Annotated in this window: 22 protein-coding genes; 18 read left to right on the forward strand and 4 right to left on the reverse strand. The window is 64.0% G+C overall.

Translation table 11 applies throughout. The annotated features are described in order from the left end of the window. The first annotated feature begins 78 nt into the window (after positions 1 to 78). The 3 genes from fliD (at position 79) to N0K08_RS18480 (ending at position 2388) form a co-directional block, all read left to right on the forward strand. On the forward strand, positions 79 to 1557 hold the full coding sequence (fliD, locus tag N0K08_RS18470) for a flagellar filament capping protein FliD (protein WP_261501862.1): 1479 nt from the start codon (positions 79 to 81) through the stop codon (positions 1555 to 1557). Between the two features lie 109 nt (positions 1558 to 1666). After that, positions 1667 to 2086, forward strand: a complete 420-nt coding sequence (gene fliS / locus N0K08_RS18475; RefSeq protein WP_261501863.1) for a flagellar export chaperone FliS — start codon at positions 1667 to 1669, stop codon at positions 2084 to 2086. A gap of 2 nt (positions 2087 to 2088) precedes the next feature. Then, positions 2089 to 2388, forward strand: a complete 300-nt coding sequence (locus N0K08_RS18480) for a flagellar protein FliT (protein ID WP_261501864.1) — start codon at positions 2089 to 2091, stop codon at positions 2386 to 2388. Between the two features lie 295 nt (positions 2389 to 2683). Here N0K08_RS18480 and fliE read toward each other — a convergent pair whose 3' ends face one another. Continuing rightward, positions 2684 to 3001 (reverse strand): flagellar hook-basal body complex protein FliE, encoded by a 318-nt coding sequence (fliE, locus tag N0K08_RS18485; RefSeq protein ID WP_261501865.1) that lies wholly within the window; start codon positions 2999 to 3001, stop codon positions 2684 to 2686. Between the two features lie 173 nt (positions 3002 to 3174). Between fliE and fliF the strand changes: the two genes are divergently transcribed. From fliF to fliR, 13 genes are all read left to right on the forward strand, one after another. Further along, complete coding sequence (gene fliF, locus N0K08_RS18490; RefSeq protein WP_261501866.1) at positions 3175 to 4836, forward strand: flagellar basal-body MS-ring/collar protein FliF; 1662 nt, start codon at positions 3175 to 3177, stop codon at positions 4834 to 4836. A 27-nt stretch (positions 4837 to 4863) separates the two neighbouring features. Then, entirely contained in the window at positions 4864 to 5859 is a 996-nt protein-coding gene (gene fliG / locus N0K08_RS18495; protein WP_261501867.1) for a flagellar motor switch protein FliG, read from the forward strand. Further along, positions 5852 to 6622 carry a FliH/SctL family protein gene (locus N0K08_RS18500; RefSeq protein WP_261501868.1) on the forward strand — a complete coding sequence of 257 codons (771 nt, stop codon included), beginning with the start codon at positions 5852 to 5854 and terminating at the stop codon, positions 6620 to 6622. Before fliG ends, N0K08_RS18500 begins: the two co-directional genes overlap by 8 nt. Continuing rightward, positions 6612 to 8012, forward strand: coding sequence for a flagellar protein export ATPase FliI (fliI, locus tag N0K08_RS18505; RefSeq protein WP_261501869.1), 1401 nt, complete (start codon positions 6612 to 6614; stop codon positions 8010 to 8012). The genes N0K08_RS18500 and fliI overlap by 11 nt, the downstream gene beginning before the upstream one ends. Before the next feature lie 14 nt (positions 8013 to 8026). Further along, positions 8027 to 8491, forward strand: coding sequence for a flagellar export protein FliJ (locus tag N0K08_RS18510; protein ID WP_261501870.1), 465 nt, complete (start codon positions 8027 to 8029; stop codon positions 8489 to 8491). Between the two features lie 2 nt (positions 8492 to 8493). After that, positions 8494 to 9714, forward strand: coding sequence for a flagellar hook-length control protein FliK (locus N0K08_RS18515; protein ID WP_261501871.1), 1221 nt, complete (start codon positions 8494 to 8496; stop codon positions 9712 to 9714). 295 nt (positions 9715 to 10009) lie between these two features. Continuing rightward, positions 10010 to 10570 (forward strand): flagellar basal body-associated FliL family protein, encoded by a 561-nt coding sequence (locus tag N0K08_RS18520; protein ID WP_408642976.1) that lies wholly within the window; start codon positions 10010 to 10012, stop codon positions 10568 to 10570. 18 nt (positions 10571 to 10588) lie between these two features. After that, positions 10589 to 11593: a flagellar motor switch protein FliM gene (gene fliM, locus N0K08_RS18525; RefSeq protein ID WP_261501872.1), complete on the forward strand. Its 1005-nt coding sequence runs from the start codon at positions 10589 to 10591 to the stop codon at positions 11591 to 11593. Beyond that, the gene (fliN, locus tag N0K08_RS18530; RefSeq protein ID WP_261501873.1) at positions 11583 to 12017 is read left to right on the forward strand and encodes a flagellar motor switch protein FliN; all 435 of its coding nucleotides are present in this window, start codon (positions 11583 to 11585) and stop codon (positions 12015 to 12017) included. Before fliM ends, fliN begins: the two co-directional genes overlap by 11 nt. A 7-nt stretch (positions 12018 to 12024) precedes the next feature. Then, positions 12025 to 12408 carry a FliO/MopB family protein gene (locus tag N0K08_RS18535; RefSeq protein WP_261501874.1) on the forward strand — a complete coding sequence of 128 codons (384 nt, stop codon included), beginning with the start codon at positions 12025 to 12027 and terminating at the stop codon, positions 12406 to 12408. Beyond that, on the forward strand, positions 12398 to 13159 hold the full coding sequence (fliP, locus tag N0K08_RS18540; protein ID WP_261501875.1) for a flagellar type III secretion system pore protein FliP: 762 nt from the start codon (positions 12398 to 12400) through the stop codon (positions 13157 to 13159). Before N0K08_RS18535 ends, fliP begins: the two co-directional genes overlap by 11 nt. An 8-nt stretch (positions 13160 to 13167) precedes the next feature. Further along, positions 13168 to 13437 (forward strand): flagellar biosynthesis protein FliQ, encoded by a 270-nt coding sequence (gene fliQ / locus N0K08_RS18545; RefSeq protein ID WP_213305961.1) that lies wholly within the window; start codon positions 13168 to 13170, stop codon positions 13435 to 13437. 42 nt (positions 13438 to 13479) lie between these two features. Next, the gene (fliR, locus tag N0K08_RS18550; protein ID WP_261501876.1) at positions 13480 to 14250 is read left to right on the forward strand and encodes a flagellar biosynthetic protein FliR; all 771 of its coding nucleotides are present in this window, start codon (positions 13480 to 13482) and stop codon (positions 14248 to 14250) included. Between the two features lie 29 nt (positions 14251 to 14279). On the opposite strand, the gene N0K08_RS18555 is transcribed toward fliR, so the two are convergent. The 3 genes from N0K08_RS18555 to N0K08_RS18565 form a co-directional block, all read right to left on the reverse strand. Next, the gene (locus N0K08_RS18555) at positions 14280 to 16448 is read right to left on the reverse strand and encodes an ankyrin repeat domain-containing protein (protein WP_261501877.1); all 2169 of its coding nucleotides are present in this window, start codon (positions 16446 to 16448) and stop codon (positions 14280 to 14282) included. A 119-nt stretch (positions 16449 to 16567) separates the two neighbouring features. Next, entirely contained in the window at positions 16568 to 17197 is a 630-nt protein-coding gene (locus N0K08_RS18560; RefSeq protein ID WP_261501878.1) for a response regulator, read from the reverse strand. 27 nt (positions 17198 to 17224) lie between these two features. Further along, entirely contained in the window at positions 17225 to 18316 is a 1092-nt protein-coding gene (locus N0K08_RS18565; protein ID WP_261501879.1) for a hybrid sensor histidine kinase/response regulator, read from the reverse strand. Between the two features lie 183 nt (positions 18317 to 18499). Here N0K08_RS18565 and N0K08_RS18570 point away from each other — a divergent pair, with 183 nt between their 5' ends. Further along, positions 18500 to 18946 carry a hypothetical protein gene (locus N0K08_RS18570; RefSeq protein WP_261501880.1) on the forward strand — a complete coding sequence of 149 codons (447 nt, stop codon included), beginning with the start codon at positions 18500 to 18502 and terminating at the stop codon, positions 18944 to 18946. Positions 18947 to 18994: 48 nt separating this feature from the next. Further along, positions 18995 to 19357 (forward strand): response regulator, encoded by a 363-nt coding sequence (locus N0K08_RS18575; RefSeq protein ID WP_261501881.1) that lies wholly within the window; start codon positions 18995 to 18997, stop codon positions 19355 to 19357. Positions 19358 to 19362 lie beyond the last annotated feature (5 nt).

Genomic DNA, 19362 nt, shown 5'->3' on the forward strand with positions numbered 1-19362 from the left:
GCCCTGAAGTCGTGGCGGGAGCTTTCCCGCCGCAAGGCAACGCAGTGGGCACTCGATCACCTGCACCAAGGAGAAATCATGGGTTTAAGTTCTGTTGGCATTGGCAGCAATATGAACGTCTCGGAGATGGTGGCCAGCCTGGTGGCGCTGGAGAAGAAGCCGATTGCGGCCCTGCAGACCAAGGCGGCTGGCATCAATTCTCAGATGTCGGCCTTCAGCCAGCTCAAATCGCAGATTTCCAACCTGCAAACCCAGGTCGAAAAGCTGACTTCCGCCGCGACCTGGCAGGGCCGGATCTTGAGCTCATCGAATACAGCCATCGTGTCGGGCACCGCGACCACCAAGGCGGCTTTCGGTACGTTCGACGTGGCGGTGCAGCAAATGGCATCGGCGCAAAGCCTGGGCTCGGCGCTGGTGCCCAAGGACTCGGTCCTGGGCCAGGGCAAGTTGACCATCAACCTGGGCGAATGGGTGCGTGACCCGGCCGATCCCTCCCAGCCCCCGGCCGCAGCCACGTTGCCGCTGCAACTCAAGCCCAATGAGGTCGATGGAAAGCCGCAGTCGGTGACCATCGATATCGGGCCTGAAGACGATACGCTGGCCAAGGTGGCCGCCAAGATCAATGCCGCCAATGGCGGCGTGACGGCGACCGTGCTGCGCGATCACACGGGCGAGCGCCTGACGCTGCAGTCGACGGCGACGGGCGGCAATGCCGCTTTTACCGTGGCCGTTGATGAGTTAGCCGGCCAGCCAGGCCTCAAGCGTTTCGAGTATCTGGGGACGGATAACAGCGCAGGCATGACCCGCTCGCAAACGGCCCAGGACACACTGGCAACGATCAACGGCATCGCCATGTCATCGCGCAACAACGTCTTCAACGAAGTGGCCGATGGCGTGAGCCTCACGGTGTCGCAGAAGATGGCGCTGGGGGATGCCCCCGTGCGCATCACCATCAAGGGCGACACCGAAACGGCGAAAACCGCGCTCAAGAATCTGGTCGAGTCGTACAACGCGCTGAGCAGCGCCATGACGACCATGACGGCCTACGACAAGGACACCAAGGCCGCGGGCACGCTGCAAGGCGATTCCACGGCGATAGGTCTGCAAAGTGCCTTGCGTCAGCTGCTGACGGGCAATAGTGGCGCAGGTGGAGCCTTTGGCACCCTGTCGCAGATGGGGCTGGAGTTCCAGACCAGCGGCTCGCTCAAGATCGACGACACGAAACTGACCAAGGCGCTGGAAGACCCGGACAGCATGACCAAGTTCTTCGCTGCCGACCTGGAAGGCGAAAGCAACGACGGCCTGGGCGTGCGGCTCAAGGCGTTCACGAGCGGTCTTTTGTCGAGTGACGGTGTGTTTGCCGGCAAAGACGAGAGCATGAAAACCCAGCTCAAGCGCAATACGCAGGACCAGGAGCGATTGACAACCCGCGTCAATGCCTATGAAAAGCGTTTGCTGGCCCAGTACACCGCGCTGGACGTGAAGATGGCCAGCCTGTCGTCACTGGACGCCTATGTTTCCCAGCAGGTTTCGCAGTGGAACAAGTCCTCGGGCTAAAAAATACGTCGCGTCTATCGGTTACATGCAATTGAATGCTTGAGTTTGTGCTGGTAATGCCGATAAGAGAGAAGAACCTGAACCAGCCTGCATCCAAGGAGTGATTGCCATGTTTTCCCCCGTAAGCGCCCGCGCAACTTCTGCCTACAGTCAAGTGGGCGTGCAGTCGATCGTCGACGGTGCTTCGCCGCACCAGTTGATCAAGATGCTGTTCGACGGCCTCATGGTTTCGGTCAACGGTGCCCGTGGCGCCATGGAGCGTGGCGATGTGGGTGAAAAAATGCGCCATCTCGGCAAGGCTGTGCGCATTTTGCAAGAGGGCTTGCTGAGCGCGCTGGACCGCGAGCGCGGTGGCGAAGTGGCGAACAATCTGGCCGTGCTGTACGAGTATTGCGTGAGCCGCTTGACCCTGGCCAATGCGCGCAACGATTTGAAGCTGGTGGAAGAGGTTGCAGGTCTGATGAAGACCGTGGCCGAAGGTTGGAATGATATGGGCACCCAAGGCGGCACAGCTGCCGCGGGAGGCTAATAATGGAGCATAGTCTGATGGATTTTTACCGAGCGATCGAAGACACCAGCGCCAAGATGCTGGAAGCCGCGCGTGACAAGGACTGGGAAGGCGTGGTGCGCTATGAAGGCGCCTGTTCCGTGCTGATCGAGCAATTGCGCTTCCAATCGCAAGAGCAGCAGCTGCTGCCCGAGCAGCGCCGCGAAAAGGCCCGCATCATGCAGCGCATTCTGCGCAACGACGCCCAGATCCGCACCCTGGCCGAGCCCTGGCTGGCCCAGGTCGAGCACATGTTCGACGGCCAGTCCCAGGCCTTGCACTGAGCCGACCATGCCGCCAGCAGGCGGTCATTGCCGACATTCCTGAAAACCCGCCTTCGTGAGATGGCGGGTTTTTTGTTGGGTTTTCACGGCGAGCGCAGGGGGCAGGGCGCTGCATGCCGTTCGCCCTGGGCTTGTCAGGGCGGCCCCATCCAAGGGCCTGCTAAAGCAGGCTGGCCCTCCCGCCATGACCCCGCACCGGTGCTGGCCATGCCAGCCGGAAATTCCGGACGCAAAAAAACCGCCAGCGCAAGGCGGGCGGTTTGAATGGGGCAAAGACGCGCAGCGCGCGCTCGCCTTACACCTGCATGTTCATGACGTCGGTATAGGCCTGCACCAGCCGGTTGCGCACGTGCAGCGAGGCCTGGAAGCCGATCTGCGCCTTCTGGATGGCCACCATGGTCTCTTCCAGGCTCACGGCCGGGTTCTCGAGCTGCACTTCACGCTGCAGATTGCTGGAATGGTCTTGCGCGGCGCTGACCGACTGCAGCGCGCCCTTGAGCGCATGGGAAAAGCCCCCGTCGAGCTCCCGCGTCGGAGTAGGCGTTGCGGCAACGCGGCGTGGCAGGTCGGTGCCGGAGATCGGAAAGGTCGAAGTATTGATGCGCAGGTCCATGACAAATCCCTTGGGAGTTTGTAGATGGCCGCAATCGTAGGCGCTTGGCGCCAATCCATCTCGGCAAATAGATACCCAAAGGCGCGGCTTATCCGCGGAACGTTTACGCCCGAAGTCCGAATAATCGGCCCCACGTCAGGCTCCCTGTTGGGCCTCACTCTATTGGAATCAAGATGTCTGCAGTCGCTGAAATGGCTCCCGCCGCAAATCCTCCCGCAAGCCCTTCGTGGCAACAGCGGTTGTCCTCCATGGACCGGGGGCAACGCCTGCGCCTGGGCGCCGTAGCCGCCCTGGTGGTGGTGGGCCTGGTCGCTGCGTTGATGTTCAATCGCCAGCCCGATTACAAGGTGTTGTTCTCCAACCTGAGTGACAAGGATGGCGGGGCCATCGTCGCCCAGCTGACCACGCTCAACGTTCCCTACAAGTACACCGAAGGCGGTGGTGCCATCCTGATCCCGGCCGACCGGGTCCACGATGTGCGCCTCAAGCTCGCTACCCAGGGCCTGCCCAAGGGCTCGGTCACGGGCTTCGAGTTGATGGAAAACAGCCGCTTCGGCATCACCCAGTTCCAGGAACGTCTGAATTTCCAGCGCGGCCTCGAAGGTGAACTGACGCGCTCCATCCAGGCACTGTCCTCGGTGCAGAGCGCGCGCATCCATCTCGCGCTGCCCAACCAGAACGGTTTTTTCCGCGAGCAGCAAAAGCCATCGGCCTCGGTGCTGGTGACGCTGCATCCCGGCCGCTTCCTCGATCGCGCCCAGATCGCCGGCATCGTGCACCTGGTGGCATCCAGCGTGCCCGAACTGCAGCCTTCGGCGGTGAGCATTCTCGATGACACGGGCAAGCTGCTGTCGCAGTCGCCTGACGGCAGCGGCAACCAGGTCGACGTGCAGCAGCTGATGTACACCCAGCAGCTCGAGCAGCAGTACACGCGCCGCATTCTGGACATCCTCGAACCCGTGGTCGGCAAGGACAATGTGCGCGCCCAGGTCACGGCCGACATGGATTTCACCCAGACCGAATCGACTTCGGAGCAGCATCGCCCCAACCAGGCACCTGACAGCCTGGTGGTGCGCAGCCAGCAGGTGGTGGAAAGCTCCGGCGTGCAACAGCCGCCGCAGCCCACGGGCGTGCCTGGCGCGACCAGCAACCAGCCTCCCGTGGCAGCCGCGGCGCCCGTCAATGGCGCCAACCCGGCGCCCGTGGCGGCCGGCCAGCAAGGCGCGGCGCCCGGCAGCAAGCGCGAGTCGGTGACGAATTACGAAGTGGACAAGACGGTGCGCGTCACGCGCGGCAGCGGCAGCGGCTCCATCAAGCGTCTGACGGCCGCCGTGGTGGTGAACTACCAGCCGGTGGTGGCCGAGCCCGGCCACGCGCCGGTGCAGCAGGCGATGACGGCCGAGCAACAGGCCAAGATGCTGGCGCTGGTGCGCGAGACGATTGGCTTCAGCCAGGACCGCGGTGACTCGGTCAACCTGATGAATGCACCGTTCCGCGACGACTCTACGCCGGTGGTGGCCCTGCCTTTGTGGAAGCAGCCCGAAACGATGGAGCTGATCCGCACGCTGGCCTGGCCGCTGGGCCTGGCGCTGTTCGCGGCCATCCTGATTCTGGGCCTGGTGCGGCCGCTGCTCAAGGCGCGCAATGCGCCCAAGGGCATGCAGCTCGACGCGCTGGAAGCCGACAACCCCGAGCGTCCGGCACTGGCCGCGCCGGTCGCAGACCTGCAGCCCACGGACAGTCAATTGCGTCTGGAACAGGCGCGCGCGCTGACCAAGCAAAACCCGATCGCCGTGGCGAATATTGTGAAAACCTGGGTGAACGGCGAAAGCTGATCCCCGCTATGGACGGACAAGTTTCCTATGGATGAACGAGGCCTGAACGACGCTGCCATCTTGCTGATGTCTCTTGGCGAAGAAGAGGCGGCCGAGGTGTTCAAGCACCTGTCGCCCAAAGAAGTGCAAAAACTCGGCGAAACGATTGCGCGCATGCGCGGCGTTTCGCGCGAGAAAGTGGACTTCGTCATCAACCGCTTCACCGACGATGCCGCAGCGCAAAGCCTGCTGGTCAACGACGCCAGCGACTACGTGCGCTCGGTACTGCGCCGCGCGTTGGGCGAGGACAAGGCATCGCTGCTGATCGACCGCATCCTGCAGGGCGGCGATGTCTCGGGCATCGAAAGCCTGAAGTGGATGGACCCGCTGTCGGTGGCCGAGCTGCTGCGCGGCGAGCATCCGCAGATCGTCGCGGCGATCCTGGTGCACCTGGAGTACGAACAGGCCGCGGCCGTGCTGATGCAGTTGCCCGAGCGCTTTCGCAGCGAAGTGGTGCTGCGCGTGGCCACGCTCGAAGGCATACAGCCGACGGCGCTCAAGGACCTCAACGAAGTGCTGTTCAAGGTGCTGGCGGGCGGCGACAAGATCCGCAAGACCTCGCTGGGCGGCGTCAAGACCGCGGCGGAAATGATCAACCAGCTCGGCGGCAACGCCGACGTGGCCGTGCTCGACACCATCCGCAACTACGACGTGGACCTGGCGCAGAAGATCATGGACAAGATGTTCGTGTTCGACGATCTGGTCAAGCTCGACGACCGTTCGCTGCAGCTGGTGCTGCGCGAAGTGGCCTCCGAGACGCTGATCGTGGCGCTCAAGGGCGGCACCATGGAAGTGCGCGACAAGATTCTGGCCAACATGTCGATGCGGGCTTCCGAAGCCTTGCGCGAAGACCTGGAGTCGCGCGGTCCCATGCGCCTGTCCGAAGTCGAAGCGCAGCAAAAGGAAATCCTCAAGGTGGTGCGCCGCCTTGCGGAAGAAGGCCAGGTCACCATAGGCGGCGGCGCCGAGGACAGCTATGTCTAACCATTCGCATTCGCGCTTCATTCCGAGCGAGGAAATCGACGCCAACGCCGTGGTGCAGTGGCGCTTCGGTTCGGTGGGTGGTTCAGGCCTGGTGCAGGCCTTGCCATTGGAGCCAACCGAAATGCCGCAGGAAGTGGCGGTCGATGTCGTGGATGAGGCGCCGTTGCAGCCGCAGCACGATGCGGCCGGCATGCAAGAGCTGCTGGAGCAGGCCCGTGCGCAGGCGCATGCCGAAGGCCGGGCGCAAGGCCAGGCCCAGGGCCGTGCCGAAGCCACGAACGAATGGCAGCAGCGCATGGACAGCTACACCTCGGGCGAAGGCCGCGAGACCGCGCAGCGTCTGCAAGCCCTGGTGGACAAGTGCGACAGCAGCCTGCAGGCGCTGGAACAGAACATGGCTTCCGAAGTGCTGCAACTGGCCTGCGACATCGCGCGCCAGGTGGTGCGCCAGGAACTGGCCTGCAAGCCCGAGGCCTTGCTGCCCGTGGTGCGCGAAGCCCTGGACATGCTGGTCACCGAAGGCCGGCCCGTGAGCGTGCGACTCAACCCCGCGGACTGGGAAGTGCTGGACGCGCCGTTGCGCGCCGAGCATGGCGCCGCGGGCAAGCTGCAGTGGTCGGCCGACGCCACGGTGGCGGCTGGCGATGTGCGCGTGGAATCGGGCGGTGCCGTGATCGACGGCGGCCTGGACTCCCGCTGGCGCCGGGCCGTGGCCGCGCTGGGCCTGGTGTCTTCCTGGTACGAGGGCGGTCATGGCCAATGAAGCGGCTCTGGCCCCCTGGAAAGATTTCGTGGCGGGCGCGCGTGCGCGTTACGTCCAACCCGTGGCACTGGAAAGCCGCGGCACGCTGAGCCGCCTCACGGGCCTGGTGCTCGAAGCTTCGGGCCTGCGCGTGCCCGTGGGCGCGCAGTGTCATGTGCAAATGCCCCACCAGGAGCCGGTGCTGGCCGAAGTGGTGGGTTTTTCAGGCGAAAAAGCGTTTCTGATGCCGGCCGGTGATATCCAGGGCCTGTCGAGCGGCGCGGCGGTGTCGCCGGCGCCGGCCTTCGTGCCTGTGCCGCGCTGGGGTGAGCCCCAGGCTCCCGTGTCCCAGGCCATAGGCATGCTGCGCCTGCCCATGGGCGACGGCCTGCTGGGCCGCGTGGTGGATTCGCAAGGCCAGCCTCTGGACCATGGCGGCCCGGTGCTGGACGTCACGGCCGAGCCCATGGACCGCCGCCAGATCAATGCCATGGACCGCGACCCGGTGCGCGAGCCCCTGGACACCGGTGTGCGCGCATTGAACGCGCTGCTGAGCGTGGGCCGCGGCCAGCGACTGGGCCTGTTCGCCGGTTCGGGCGTGGGCAAGAGCGTGCTGCTGGGCATGATGGCGCGCTACACCAAGGCCGATGTGATCGTCGTCGGCCTGATCGGCGAGCGCGGCCGTGAAGTCAAGGAATTCGTCGAAGACATTCTGGGCGCGGAGGACCGCGGCCGCGCCGTGGTCGTGGCCGCGCCCGCCGACGCGCCGCCGCTGCTGCGCATGCAGGGCGCGGCCTATGCGACGGCGATTGCCGAGCATTTCCGCGACAAGGGCCAGCATGTGCTGCTGCTGATGGATTCGCTCACCCGCTATGCCATGGCCCAGCGCGAGATCGCGCTGGCCATCGGCGAGCCGCCGGCCACCAAGGGCTATCCGCCATCGTGCTTTGCCAAGCTGCCCCAGCTGGTCGAGCGCAGCGGCAACGGCCTCAACGGCGTGGGCTCGATCACCGCCTTCTACACCGTGCTGTCCGAAGGCGACGACCAGCAGGACCCGATTGCCGATGCGGCGCGGGCCATTCTGGACGGTCACATCGTGCTGTCGCGCGCCTTGGCCGAAACCGGCCACTTCCCGGCCATCGACATCGAGCAGTCGGCTTCGCGCGTGATGCACAACGTGGTGCCGCGCGAGCATTTCGAGCTGGCGCGGCGTTTCCGTGCCGTGTATTCGCGCTACCAGAAGAGCCGCGACCTGATCCAGGTCGGTGCCTATGTCGCGGGCTCGGACCCGCAGATCGATGAGGCAGTGAAGCTGCAGCCTTCCATGGCCAGCTTTTTGCAGCAGAACATGTTTGAAGCCGCCACCATGGACGAGAGTATCTCGGGCATGGCGACGGTGCTGGGTCAATAACCTGAAGGGCTGGAATGTCGTCGCTGAATGCACTGATGGTGGCTATCGAAGCAGCAATGCGCAAGCGTGACGAGGCGCGCCAGGCGCTGCAGGTGCGGGTGCGGGCCCGTCAGGCGGCGCAGGAGCAGATGGACCAGCTGCAGGACTACGCCGAGCAAATGCAGCAGCGCTGGGGCGCGCACGAAAACCAGGCCGTGCAGCCGGAAGTGATGTACCACCAGTACCAGTTCATGGAGCGCCTCAGCCATGCCGCCGGCTTGCAGACCAAGGTCATTCAGGACCAGTCCATCCGGCTGGAAGCGGCGCAGAAAGCGCTGATGGCCTGCGAGCTGCGGCTGACCAGCCTGGAAAAAGTGGTGGCCGCGCGCCGGCGTGACATCGCCCTGGCGCAAACGCGCCGCGAACAGAAACAAACCGATGAGCGCGCGGCCCTGCAGTTCATCGGGCGCACTTTTGGCATGCAGTTCCAGGAAGCATGAGCATGGAAAATTCCTCTATCCGTTCCCCACAGAAGCCCGTCCTGGCGAACCAGGTTGCTCGCAATGTTGGCCTGCGTCAGGTATCCGGAAGCGAGGACGAGAATTCGGGGGCCAAGCTCGGCTTTTCGCAGCTCCTGGCCGATGTGGCCGCTCCCTCCTTGATGCCAAGCCCCGGCGAAGCCGTGGATTCTGCTGCCATCACGTCCGTGGAGTGGTCCGGGCTGACGCCGCAGGCGATGGCCGAGGCGGGCATGTTCTCCTTGGCCAGCCTGGTCGGACAGACGGCGCGCATGGACGGCGCTGCCGAGGCCGCGCAACGCGATGGCCGCACACCGCAGAGCGGTGAAGGCGCGACCGGCCCTGCGGCCCTGCCCATGGGCGCGGGCCAGCGAGCCCCGGGCCAGCCGGCCGCGGCACCGGGTCTGCAGACGCACCAGTCCAAGGGCGCGGGCGCCGAGGCGGGCGCGGGCACAGGCGCGGCCTTGACCCAGGGCGCGGCTGCCACGCAGGAAACGAGCACATCGGCCCAGGCGCCGAGCACCTTGTCGTTGACCCAGGCGGCCGGCGGCGCGGAGCGCAACACGCCGGCCCCCGGTCTGGCGGCGTTGCTGGCACAGATGGAAGCGGTTCCCGTGGCTGCCGCGGACCGGGCCGCGGCGCCCCTGTCCGGTGCCGTCGGAAGTACCGCGGCCACCGACACCGGCGCTTCCCCTGCAGGCACGGTAGGACTTGCCGAAACGGTGGCGCATGCGCCCGCGGAGGGGGCCGAGGCCGCACCCGCGGCGGACGCCGTGCTGTCACCGCCCGACGAAGCGCAGGCCGATGCACTGTCGGAGCAGGTCGCGTTCTGGGTGCAGCAAAAGACCCAACGCGCGGAATTGACCATCGACCGCCAGGGCCAGCCGGTCAAGGTGCAGGTGGTCGTGACCGGCGGCGAAGCCCATGTCACTTTCCGCAGCAATGAGCAGCAGACGCGGGACATGCTCGATGCCAGCACCGCGCAGCTGCGCGAACTGCTGGAGCAACAAGGCCTGACGCTGGCGGGGGTCTCGGTGCAAACCGCGGATGCCGGCCGCCAGGACAGCGGCGCTTCCGCTGGCGGTGACGGCGCCGGTCGTTCGTCCGCGCAGCGCGGCGATGGCGGCGCCCCCCTGACCGCCGTGGTCTCGGCGGACCTGCGCGCCCGCCCCGACGCTTTGCGTGCCGTGGATCTGTTCGTTTGAAAAGAAACACCCCCTGAGCCGCTTACGCGGCTTCCCCCTCTCAACCTGCGGTGGAGGGGACGGCAGGGCACCCCTTCCTCGCTGCCCCTTGCTGGGGCGCGACAGTTGCATAGATGGTGGGCGGTGCGATCGCCATGGATAAGAGCTGGCCCTAGCTCCGGTAAAGCCGGGGTTTAGCGCTTCTATTCAGGCCATGCGCTGGCACTGGAGGCGGAATAATAGGCGGCATCAGTGAGCCAAACCTGTGCCCGTGTGGGGCCAGGGGCGGACTGCTCCACAGCCAAGGAAACCCAACGTGTCCGCCAAACCTTCCGCCACAGCCCCCGCCAAGGAACCCGCCAAGGAACCCGCCAAGAGCAAGCTGGTCCTGATTGGCGCCATTGTCGTGGTGCTGGCCGTTCTGGCTGCGGCCGCTTTCCTGTTCCTCAATGCGCGCAACCAGGAAGGCGACGAAGTGCAAGCGAGCAGCGCCGAAGTCCTGGTGCCCACTTTCCTGCCTTTGGACAATATGGTGGTCAACCTGGCCGATCCCGGCGGCGACCGCTTTGTGCAGATCGGCATCACGCTCGAGCTGCAGGATGACAAGACGGCCAAGGTGGTCAAGCAATACCTGCCGAGCATTCGCAACGGCGTGCTGATGCTGGTTTCGCAGCGTTCCTCGGAAGAGCTGCTGGCGCGCGAAGGCAAGGAAAAGCTGGCCGCCGACATCCGCGACGAAGTCAGCCGCCCGCTGGGCCTGGGCGCAGCGCCGGCCGCGCGTGCCGCGTCGGATGACGGCGCCGACGAGACCCAGCGTCCGCGCCGCCGCGAGAGCGCTGTGCGCCGCGTGCTGTTTTCCAGCTTCATCATCCAGTGAACATCCAAGGGATCTGTCATGAGTGATTCATTTCTCTCCCAGGAAGAAGTCGATGCCCTTTTGGAAGGGGTCACCGGAGAGAGCCAGAAATCGGCGATCGAAGAAGTCGAGGCCGGCACGGTCCGCAACTACGACATCTCCAGTCAGGAGCGCATCGTGCGTGGGCGCATGCCCACCATGGAAATCGTCAACGAACGGTTTGCGCGCAACTTCCGCATCGGCTTGTTCAACTTCATTCGCCGCAGCCCCGAAGTCTCGGTCGGCACGGTGACGGTGCAACGCTACAGCGCTTTTCTGCGCGACCTGGCGGTGCCCACCAATTTCAACATCGTCGCGATCCGCCCCCTGCGCGGCAACGGCCTGGTGGTCTGCGATCCTTCGCTGGTCTTCGGCGTGATCGACACCCTCTATGGCGGCACCGGCCGGCTGCAGACCCGCATCGAAGGGCGCGACTTCTCGCACACCGAGCAACGCGTGATCAACCGCCTGGTGGATGTGATCTGCGAGGAATACCGCAAGGCCTGGCACGGCATTTATCCCCTGGAGCTGGCTTACCAGCGCTCGGAAATGCAGCCCCAGTTCGCCAACATCGCCACGCCCAGCGAAATCGTCGTCTCCACGGCCTTTCAGTTGGAAATCGGCGACATCTCGGGCTCCATCCACATCTGCATGCCGTATGCAACGCTGGAGCCGATTCGCGACGTGCTGTATTCCTCCACCCAGGGCGACTCCATTGAAGTGGACCGCCGCTGGGTCAAGGTGCTGACGCGTGAAATCCAGGCCGCGGAAGTGACGCTGGTGGCTGAATTGGCCCGCGCCGATGCGACCGTAGAGCAACTGCTGGCCATGAAGGCCGGCGATTTCATCGAGCTCGACCGCGAACCGCGCATCCGCGCTTCGATTGGCGGCGTGCCTATCTTCGAGTGCCAGTACGGCACACACAACGACAAATACGCAATCCGCATCGAGCAATGCCTGAGAGGCACTGATGCGAATTGGATGGGAGAAAAACATGGCAAATGACAACACCCCTGACGTAAGCAGCGATGACGCGTTTTCCGGTTGGGCCGAGGCCTTGCAGGAGCAACGGGTCAGCGACAGCCAGACCGTGGACGTGGAGCAGGGCGGACCGCTGGGCGGCGAGTCCACGCGCCCAGGCTTCTCGGGCGGCGATGTGGCCGTCAACGACATCAACATGGTGCTGGACATTCCGGTGCAGCTGTCGGTGGAGCTGGGCCGCACCAAGGTGCCGATCAAGTACATCCTGCAACTGGCCCAGGGCTCGGTGGTCGAACTCGACGCACTGGCCGGCGAGCCCATGGACGTGCTGGTCAACGGCTACCTGATCGCCCAGGGCGAGGTGGTGGTGGTGAACGACAAGTTCGGTATCCGCCTGACCGACGTGGTGACCCCTTCCGAGCGTCTGCGCCGAGTCAGCCGTGGATAGTTCGAACATGACCCAGACGCTGCTGGCGGTACTGGCCTTCGTGGCCTTTGTCGCCTCGCTGCCCTGGCTGCTCAAACGCATGCAGCAGCGCCAGGCGATGGCGCGCGGCGGTGATGTGACCACGCGCGTGTTGTCGGCCGTGGCCGTGGGCGCGCACCAGCGGGTCGTGACCGTCGAAGTCGGCGAAGGCGAACACAAGACCCGGCTGGTGCTGGGTGTGACCGCCCAGCAGATCAACTGCCTGCACGTGCTGGGCTCGACCGCGGCCGCGCCGCTGGCAGTGCCCAATGCACCCGCCGCAGCCGATGTGACCACATTTACCCAGGCCATGGCCGCGGCGCAGACCGCCGGCCAGGGCGTCAGCGCAAGCAAGGCATCCCATGGCGAATAAGCAAACGGCACGCGTGGCCAAGGCCGCACTGCTGGCCGCGGGCCTGCTGCCCGGCTGGGCGCTGGCGCAGTCGGCCGCGGGCGCCAGCCTGCCCCTGCTCGTGGGCTCGGGCGGCGGTTCCAGCTTTTCCGTGCCCATCCAGACACTGCTGTTCTTTACCGCGCTGTCCTTCCTGCCGGCCATCCTGTTGATGATGACGGGCTTCACCCGCATCGTGATCGTGCTGTCGCTGCTGCGCCAGGCGCTGGGCACGCAGTCGGCACCTCCCAATCAGGTGATCATCGGCCTGTCGCTGTTCCTCACCATGTTTGTGATGGGCCCGACACTGGACCGCGTCTACAAGGAAGCCTACGTTCCCTACACGGCGAACACCATGAGCTTCGAGGATGCAGCGGCCAAGGCCGAAGCGCCCATGCGCGATTTCATGCTCAAGCAGACGCGGCACTCCGACTTTGCACTGTTCGCACGGCTGGCCAAGCTGGAAGCGGGCGTGACGGCCGAAACCGCGCCACTGCGCGTGCTGGTGCCGGCTTTCGTCACCAGTGAGCTCAAGACCGCTTTCCAGATCGGCTTCATGATCTTCATTCCGTTCCTGGTCATCGACATGGTGGTCTCCAGCATCTTGATGTCGCTGGGCATGATGATGCTGTCGCCGGTGCTGGTGGCGCTGCCGTTCAAGATGATGCTGTTCGTGCTGGCCGACGGCTGGAACCTGCTCATAGGCTCGCTGGCCGCGAGCTTCGCGACCTAGGACGTCCCATGACTTCGCAGATGGTATTGACCTTCGGCCGCGACGCATTGATGCTGCTGCTGATGATTTCCCTGCCGGTGCTCGGCGTGGTGATGGCCGTGGGCCTGCTGGTGAGTATTTTCCAGGCCGTGACCCAGGTCCATGAAGCCACGCTGGCCTTTGTGCCCAAGCTGCTGGCGGCCGTGGCCGTGTTTGCGATCGCCGGCCCCTGGATGCTGAGTACGCTGGTGGACTTCATCCGGCGCACCATCGAATCCATTCCCTCGGCGCTGGGCTAAGGCGCAGCCGCGTCTTTTCCCGTTCTTTCGTATCGGTCCGCCGTGATTTCCTTCAGCGAAGCCCAGCTCATGGCCTGGATCTCGCCCGTGCTGTGGCCGTTTGTCCGCGTGCTGGCGCTGTTCACCACGGCGCCGGTGTTCTCGCAAAAAGCCATTCCCGTGCGCGCCAAGGTCGGTCTGGCCTTTCTGGTGGCCGTGTGCGCTCAGGCCACGCTGGTCGGCCAGCCCGTGGTCAGCATCAATTCTCCGCAGGCGCTGGGCACGCTGGTGCAGCAAATCGTGGTCGGTCTGTCCATCGGTTTTGCGGTGCGCCTGGTGTTTGCCGCGCTGGAAATCGCGGGCGAGCTGATCGGCCTGCAAATGGGCCTGAACTTCGCGTCGTTCTTCGACCCGGCCAGCAATGCGCAGATCAGCGCGATCTCGCGTTTCTTCATGCAGATCGGCACCTTGATCTTCGTGGTGATCAATGGCCACCTGCTGCTGCTCATGGCCGTGATCAAGAGCTTCGAATCCTTTCCCGTCGACGGCCACTTCATGGACTCGCTGGCGCAGATGCGTATCCATGAAATGGGCAGCGCGGTGTTTGCCAGCGCGTTCTGGATTGCCCTGCCGATGATTGCCATGCTGCTGTTCGTCAACCTGGCGCTGGGTATCATTTCACGCGTCGCGCCGCAGATGAACATCTATGCCGTGGGCTTTCCGGTCACGCTCACCGTGGGCCTGATCGGCATCGTGGCCACGCTGCCCATGCTGGAGCAGCCGCTGATGGCGCTGCTGCAGCGGGCCATGGATATTTTCGGGGTGCAGATCTAGGCACTCCGCGCCGGCCTCTGGGTGCAGGGTCAGTAGAAAAATGACCAGAGGCGGTTCGTCTTTTCCTTCAGGAACTGGGCGATCTCTGGCTGCTGGTGCCGCTTCGCGATCATCCTGGCGGTTTGCCCGTACCTGTTCTGCAGGCGCAGCTGCTTAGGGCTCGAGGCATCGATGAGTAGCTTGGCGAGCTCGGGTTGCTGGTACTCCAGGGCGCACATCAACGCGGTGTAGCCGTCTATGTCCTGAAGGCTCAGCTGTTCGGGGTTCATCTTGTCGATGAGCTTCTCGGCCAGCGCGGACTGCCGGTTCATCAGCGCGTACATCAGTGCCGTGTTGCCATTCCTTTCCTGCAGGCTGAGCTGATCCGGGCGCATCTTGTCGATGAGCGCCAGGGAGAATTCAGGTTGCTGGTGCTGCTGCGCGTATTCCAGCGCGTGCATCAGTGCGGTGGCGCCATTGCCGTCCTGAAGGCTCAATTGCTCCGGGCTGATGGTGGTGATGAGTGTCCGGATGAGATCGGCTTGCTGGTACAGCAGCGCGAGTTCCAGCGTGGTGTTGTTGTGCGGGTTGCCCATGTCGAGCTGCTCGGGGCTGAGCTTGCCGAAGATGAGATTGACGATGTCCATCTGCTTGCTCAGGCGCGCCAGCTCCAGCGTTACGGCGGTGACGGCGTCCCTGTCGGCGGCGGATGGCAGCAGCGACAGGGCTTGTTCGAACAGCCCGGCGGCCTGCTCCTTGCTGGCCGCGTCCTGCATTTCCTTCAGCAGGGAGGCCGGAAAGTTCTCCAGAAAGGTGTTTTTCGCAGCCTTGGCCTCAGGCTGGGTGACAGCCGCCAGTGCGAGCTGCTCGAGCAGCGACTGGCCTCTTGCCATGTCCGCCAGAACGAACTGTTCCAGCGTATGGTGCTGGTGGAGGTGCCGGCCCTGATCCTCGTCCTCGGGATCATTCTTGTAGGTTTCACTCACATAGAACAGGTTCTCGCCGAGCTGCTTGAGTTTGAGGCCCGGGCCTTTCTCGCCGAGCACATAGGTCGCTTTGAAATCGACGATGCCGGCCTCGCGCAGATTGCGAGCGATGGAGCGCGCGATGAGCGAGGTCTCGCGCGCCAGCCGGTAGCGCTCGTCTGCACTTGTGGGGCATGGCGGAAAGAAGTTTTCCTCGCCCATGGGTCCAAAGCGGGCCTCCAGGCGCGGGCCCAGGTCGTTCTCGAACTTCAGGAACATGTCGCCCAGTATCTGTGCATCGAATGCGGTAGTGCACACCTCCGGGTGGCTGCTTGCATAGAACTCCTGGACGCACGCGAGGCAATCCTCCGCCATATGCTCAATCACGCGCTCTGCCGTGACGCTATCGAGAATATGCCGGGTGCCGGCCTCGAGCAGGGCTGGCGCCAGCACGGGAATGAAGGCATCCGTGCGTTGGGGCAGGCTGAAGTAGTGGGCGACCTGATTGAAGAAAGTCGCCACGTAGTGAATTTCGTTGCCTGGATGGGCGCCGACCTTGCGCTCACGCATGAACGCCTGGGCTTGATTCTCGATGAGAGTGATCAACTGGCTGACGAAGTTCTGCGCGACACCGCTGGTGAGCGCTTTCAACTCCCGGGTGGCGGCCTCTATGTTCTGGGCCACGCCAGGCGCGCAGACAGCGACGCCATCGGCCAGGTTCAGGATGGCCTGCCGGCGCGTGTCGGGTGGCAGGTTCTGTTTTTGCAGCAGAGTGCAAAACAGATCGAAGTCCCTGTGGACCTGGGTCATGTAATGCTCGCGAATGTCTTCCTTGAAGCCGCTCTCGAGCCCGGCAGCCACGAAAGCCGCGAACTGCTGCAGCAGGATGATCGCTGCCTTGTTCCGAGAGATGTCGGCGTCCGGAACCTTGGGCACGCTCGCGATCCCGTCCTGATTCCCGTCGCTATGCTTGTTTGGGTCCAGAACCTGGCACAAGCTGGCGATCCCGTTCTGATAGGCCTCGATGACGCGTTGTTTGGGGGCGTTTTCGGCGTCATGCGCAGGGCCTGCATCCGCTACGGCCGGCTCCTGGGTTTCGGCACCCAGCCGGAAATCGTGCCTGAGGGTGATCCGAGGACCAAGCGTGTTGGTAGTGGGCATGTCCGTAATGAAGTGGTGTTTTCCAGCCGCGGCCAGGAAAATCGCAGATGGATGCTGGAAGCCCAGCGCCATGCCCCAGGCCGCGTTTGCCATTCTGGATTCTTTGCGTTCTGCGCAGCAGAAGACGGGTGGTGAGTGACCCACTCACGGCAAAGGTTCCATCCACATTTCACCGCCTGCCCTCAGTGGAGAGGGCAGGACTGGCGACCCGCTCACACCAACTGGTTGCGAATCGCGTACACCGTCAGCTCGGCGTTGTTGCTCAGCTGCAGTTTTTCCAGCACGCGCGCGCGGTAGACGCTCACGGTCTTGGGGCTGAGCATCAACTCTTCGGCAATGTCCGTGAGGCGCTTGCCCGAAGCGATTTTCAACAGCGTCTGCAGCTCGCGCTCCGACAGGCTCTCGTGCGGCACTTCCAGCACGGGCTGCGACAGGCTGTCGGCCAGCATCTGGGCGACTTCCGCCGTGAGGTATTTGCGCCCCTGCATGACCACGCGCACGGCGTCGATCAACACCACCGGATCGCCGGCCTTGTTGGCGTAGCCTTGCGCACCGGCCTTGAGGCAGCGCAGCGCGTACTGGTCCTCCGGGTACATGGAGACGACCAGTACCTTGATGGTCGAATGTGTCTCTCGCACGCTGGCGAGCACTTCCAGCCCGCTGCGCCCCGGCATGTTGAGGTCGAGCAGCAGGACATCGCAGGCGGCGGTGCGCAGTACCTCGCGCAGCTCCGAATAACCCGAGGCTTCGGCCGTGACAGTAATGTCTTCGGCTTCCATCAAGGTATCGCGGATGCCTCGGCGCAAGATCGCATGGTCATCGCATATCACCACGTGGATCAAAGAGGGTCTCCCAGAATAAACAGCTTGCTATGTTAGTCGGGATGGCAAAGGCACGGACACGATGATGGAGGTCCCCCGGCCCGGCTGGCTGCTGACATCCAGCCAGCCATCCACGGTGCGTGCCCGTTCATGCAGCCCGCGCAAGCCGAAAGAGCGGGGCTTTTCGCGCTGTTCGGCGGTCATGCCGCAGCCATTGTCGGTCACCTCCAGCGTCAGAAAGCCTTCGCGGTCCGACAGCTCGATTTCCACCCGGCTGGCCTGGGCGTATTTGCCGATATTGGTCAAAGCTTCCTGTGCCGTGCGGTAGGCCACCAGCTGGACTTCCGGCGAAGTCGCCATCTGTTCGCTGCTGGTGCGCAGTTGCACAGGCACGCCCGTGCGGCGCTCGAAATTCTCGGCCAGCCATTGCACGGCGGCCACCAACCCCTGGTCCAGTACCGGCGGGCGCAGGTTCATCATGATGCGCTGGCTCGCGCCCAGGGCGTGCTGCAGCATTTCCAGCGCCGCGCCCGCGTGGGCTTGCAGTGCCTGATTGGCCGGCGAATTGCGGGTGATCCAGGCCAGGTCGAACTTGACCGAGGTCAACGAACCGCCGATGTCGTCATGGATTTCACGGGCGATCGAGGCCCGCTCTTCTTCAATCGATGACTGCAGGTGCTCGGTCAGCTCGGCCAGGCGTCGCTCGGACAGCGCGAGTTCGGCCATGGCCTGCTCCTTGGCGCGGCGCGCTTCATGCACTTCCATGGCCCGTGTCAGCACCAGTGGCAGGCGCGCCATGTCTTCCTTACGCAGGAAGTCGGTCATCCCCAGCCGCATGACGTCCACCGCCGCGGCTTCGCCAATGGCACCCGACAGCAAGACAAAAGGCGGGCGCGGGCTCAGTGGCTCGACCAGGGCCCAGGCATCGAGGGCCGTGAACCCCGGCAGGTGGTAATCGGCCAGGATCAGGTCGAAAACCTGGGTGGCCAGCGCCTGCTGCAGATCGTCAAAAGTCTCCACGGTCTGGATGCGGCAGGCCAGACCGGCGCGGCGCAGCGTGATGCGTGCAAGACCCTGGTCGGCGGTTGAATCCTCGATATGGAGGATATGCAGGGCTTGATCTGCGCTTTCGATATCCATAGGGGCGCTATCATAGGATACATCTTGGAACACACTTGGTAAGTGCTGGTTCATTGGCCATGTGGTTCGCGGTGGGTCGCGCGGGATGCGTCCGGCATGCATTGTGTCGGGCGGTGGGTTCACTCTGGTGTGGCCAGCGTGGTTTGTGGGGCATTTGCGTCCGAGCAGGACGCTGGAAAAACGATGCAGTCAACGCTAACAGGGTCGGGACAGCCTGCGGTCCAGCTGCCAGTCATGGTGGCGGCCGACGTGCAGGACGCGCTGCTGGTGGTGATGCACGACCTGCATCGCCTCCAGGGCCTGCTCAACCACGCCACCGGTAACCTGATTTCCCGTTTTGACGAGGCCCACGCCTTGTTGGACCAGGCGGATGCGGACGATGGCGGTGGGCTCGCGGCCGCGCGTCAGGTCTTGCGTTCGGCCGTGACCGAGCTGCAATTCCATGACCTGGCGAGCCAATTGATCAGCCACACCACACGGGAACTGCAAACTTGCGCGTTTCGCCTGGCGAACGCGACCATGGGAAGCGAAGACGGCGAAGTGGACGCGCCCCCAGCAGCCGCTGCTTCCCAGCTTCCCAATCCTGTGACCCAGAGCGAGATGCATGCCGGTTCAGTCGAACTGTTTTGACATCTTCCTGCCCCAAGCCCCCTATTTAAAAGTCAGTTGGAGCCTTACATGCGATCAATTCTTGCTGTAGACGATTCCCCTTCCATGCGAAAAATGGTCTCCTTCACCCTGTCCGGTGCGGGCTATCACGTGGTGGAAGCGGTGGATGGTCTGGATGCACTGGCCAAGGCGCAGTCACAGCAAATTGACCTGGTGCTGGCCGACCAGAACATGCCCAATCTTGACGGGATCGGCCTGACGCGCCGGTTGCGTGAGCTCCCCCGGTTCAAGAACACCCCGATTTTGATTCTCACTACAGAGTCGAGCGACCAGATGAAGCAGGCCGGCCGCGCTGCGGGTGCCACAGGCTGGCTGGTCAAACCCTTTGACCCCAACCGATTGATCGAAGTCATACAAAAGGTGATCCGCTGAGCCTG

The organism is Acidovorax bellezanensis, from assembly GCF_025421555.1.
Taxonomy (GTDB): Bacteria; Pseudomonadota; Gammaproteobacteria; order Burkholderiales; family Burkholderiaceae_C; genus Comamonas; species Comamonas bellezanensis.

Coding starts and splice junctions, on each gene's coding strand:
- fliD (WP_261501862.1), top strand. CDS start 79: ATGGGTTTAAGTTCTGTTGGCATTGGCAGCAATATGAACGTCTCGGAG.
- fliS (WP_261501863.1), top strand. CDS start 1,667: ATGTTTTCCCCCGTAAGCGCCCGCGCAACTTCTGCCTACAGTCAAGTG.
- N0K08_RS18480 (WP_261501864.1), top strand. CDS start 2,089: ATGGAGCATAGTCTGATGGATTTTTACCGAGCGATCGAAGACACCAGC.
- fliE (WP_261501865.1), bottom strand. CDS start 3,001: ATGGACCTGCGCATCAATACTTCGACCTTTCCGATCTCCGGCACCGAC.
- fliF (WP_261501866.1), top strand. CDS start 3,175: ATGTCTGCAGTCGCTGAAATGGCTCCCGCCGCAAATCCTCCCGCAAGC.
- fliG (WP_261501867.1), top strand. CDS start 4,864: ATGGATGAACGAGGCCTGAACGACGCTGCCATCTTGCTGATGTCTCTT.
- N0K08_RS18500 (WP_261501868.1), top strand. CDS start 5,852: ATGTCTAACCATTCGCATTCGCGCTTCATTCCGAGCGAGGAAATCGAC.
- fliI (WP_261501869.1), top strand. CDS start 6,612: ATGGCCAATGAAGCGGCTCTGGCCCCCTGGAAAGATTTCGTGGCGGGC.
- N0K08_RS18510 (WP_261501870.1), top strand. CDS start 8,027: ATGTCGTCGCTGAATGCACTGATGGTGGCTATCGAAGCAGCAATGCGC.
- N0K08_RS18515 (WP_261501871.1), top strand. CDS start 8,494: ATGGAAAATTCCTCTATCCGTTCCCCACAGAAGCCCGTCCTGGCGAAC.
- fliM (WP_261501872.1), top strand. CDS start 10,589: ATGAGTGATTCATTTCTCTCCCAGGAAGAAGTCGATGCCCTTTTGGAA.
- fliN (WP_261501873.1), top strand. CDS start 11,583: ATGGCAAATGACAACACCCCTGACGTAAGCAGCGATGACGCGTTTTCC.
- N0K08_RS18535 (WP_261501874.1), top strand. CDS start 12,025: ATGACCCAGACGCTGCTGGCGGTACTGGCCTTCGTGGCCTTTGTCGCC.
- fliP (WP_261501875.1), top strand. CDS start 12,398: ATGGCGAATAAGCAAACGGCACGCGTGGCCAAGGCCGCACTGCTGGCC.
- fliQ (WP_213305961.1), top strand. CDS start 13,168: ATGACTTCGCAGATGGTATTGACCTTCGGCCGCGACGCATTGATGCTG.
- N0K08_RS18555 (WP_261501877.1), bottom strand. CDS start 16,448: ATGGCAAACGCGGCCTGGGGCATGGCGCTGGGCTTCCAGCATCCATCT.
- N0K08_RS18565 (WP_261501879.1), bottom strand. CDS start 18,316: ATGGATATCGAAAGCGCAGATCAAGCCCTGCATATCCTCCATATCGAG.
- N0K08_RS18570 (WP_261501880.1), top strand. CDS start 18,500: ATGCAGTCAACGCTAACAGGGTCGGGACAGCCTGCGGTCCAGCTGCCA.
- N0K08_RS18575 (WP_261501881.1), top strand. CDS start 18,995: ATGCGATCAATTCTTGCTGTAGACGATTCCCCTTCCATGCGAAAAATG.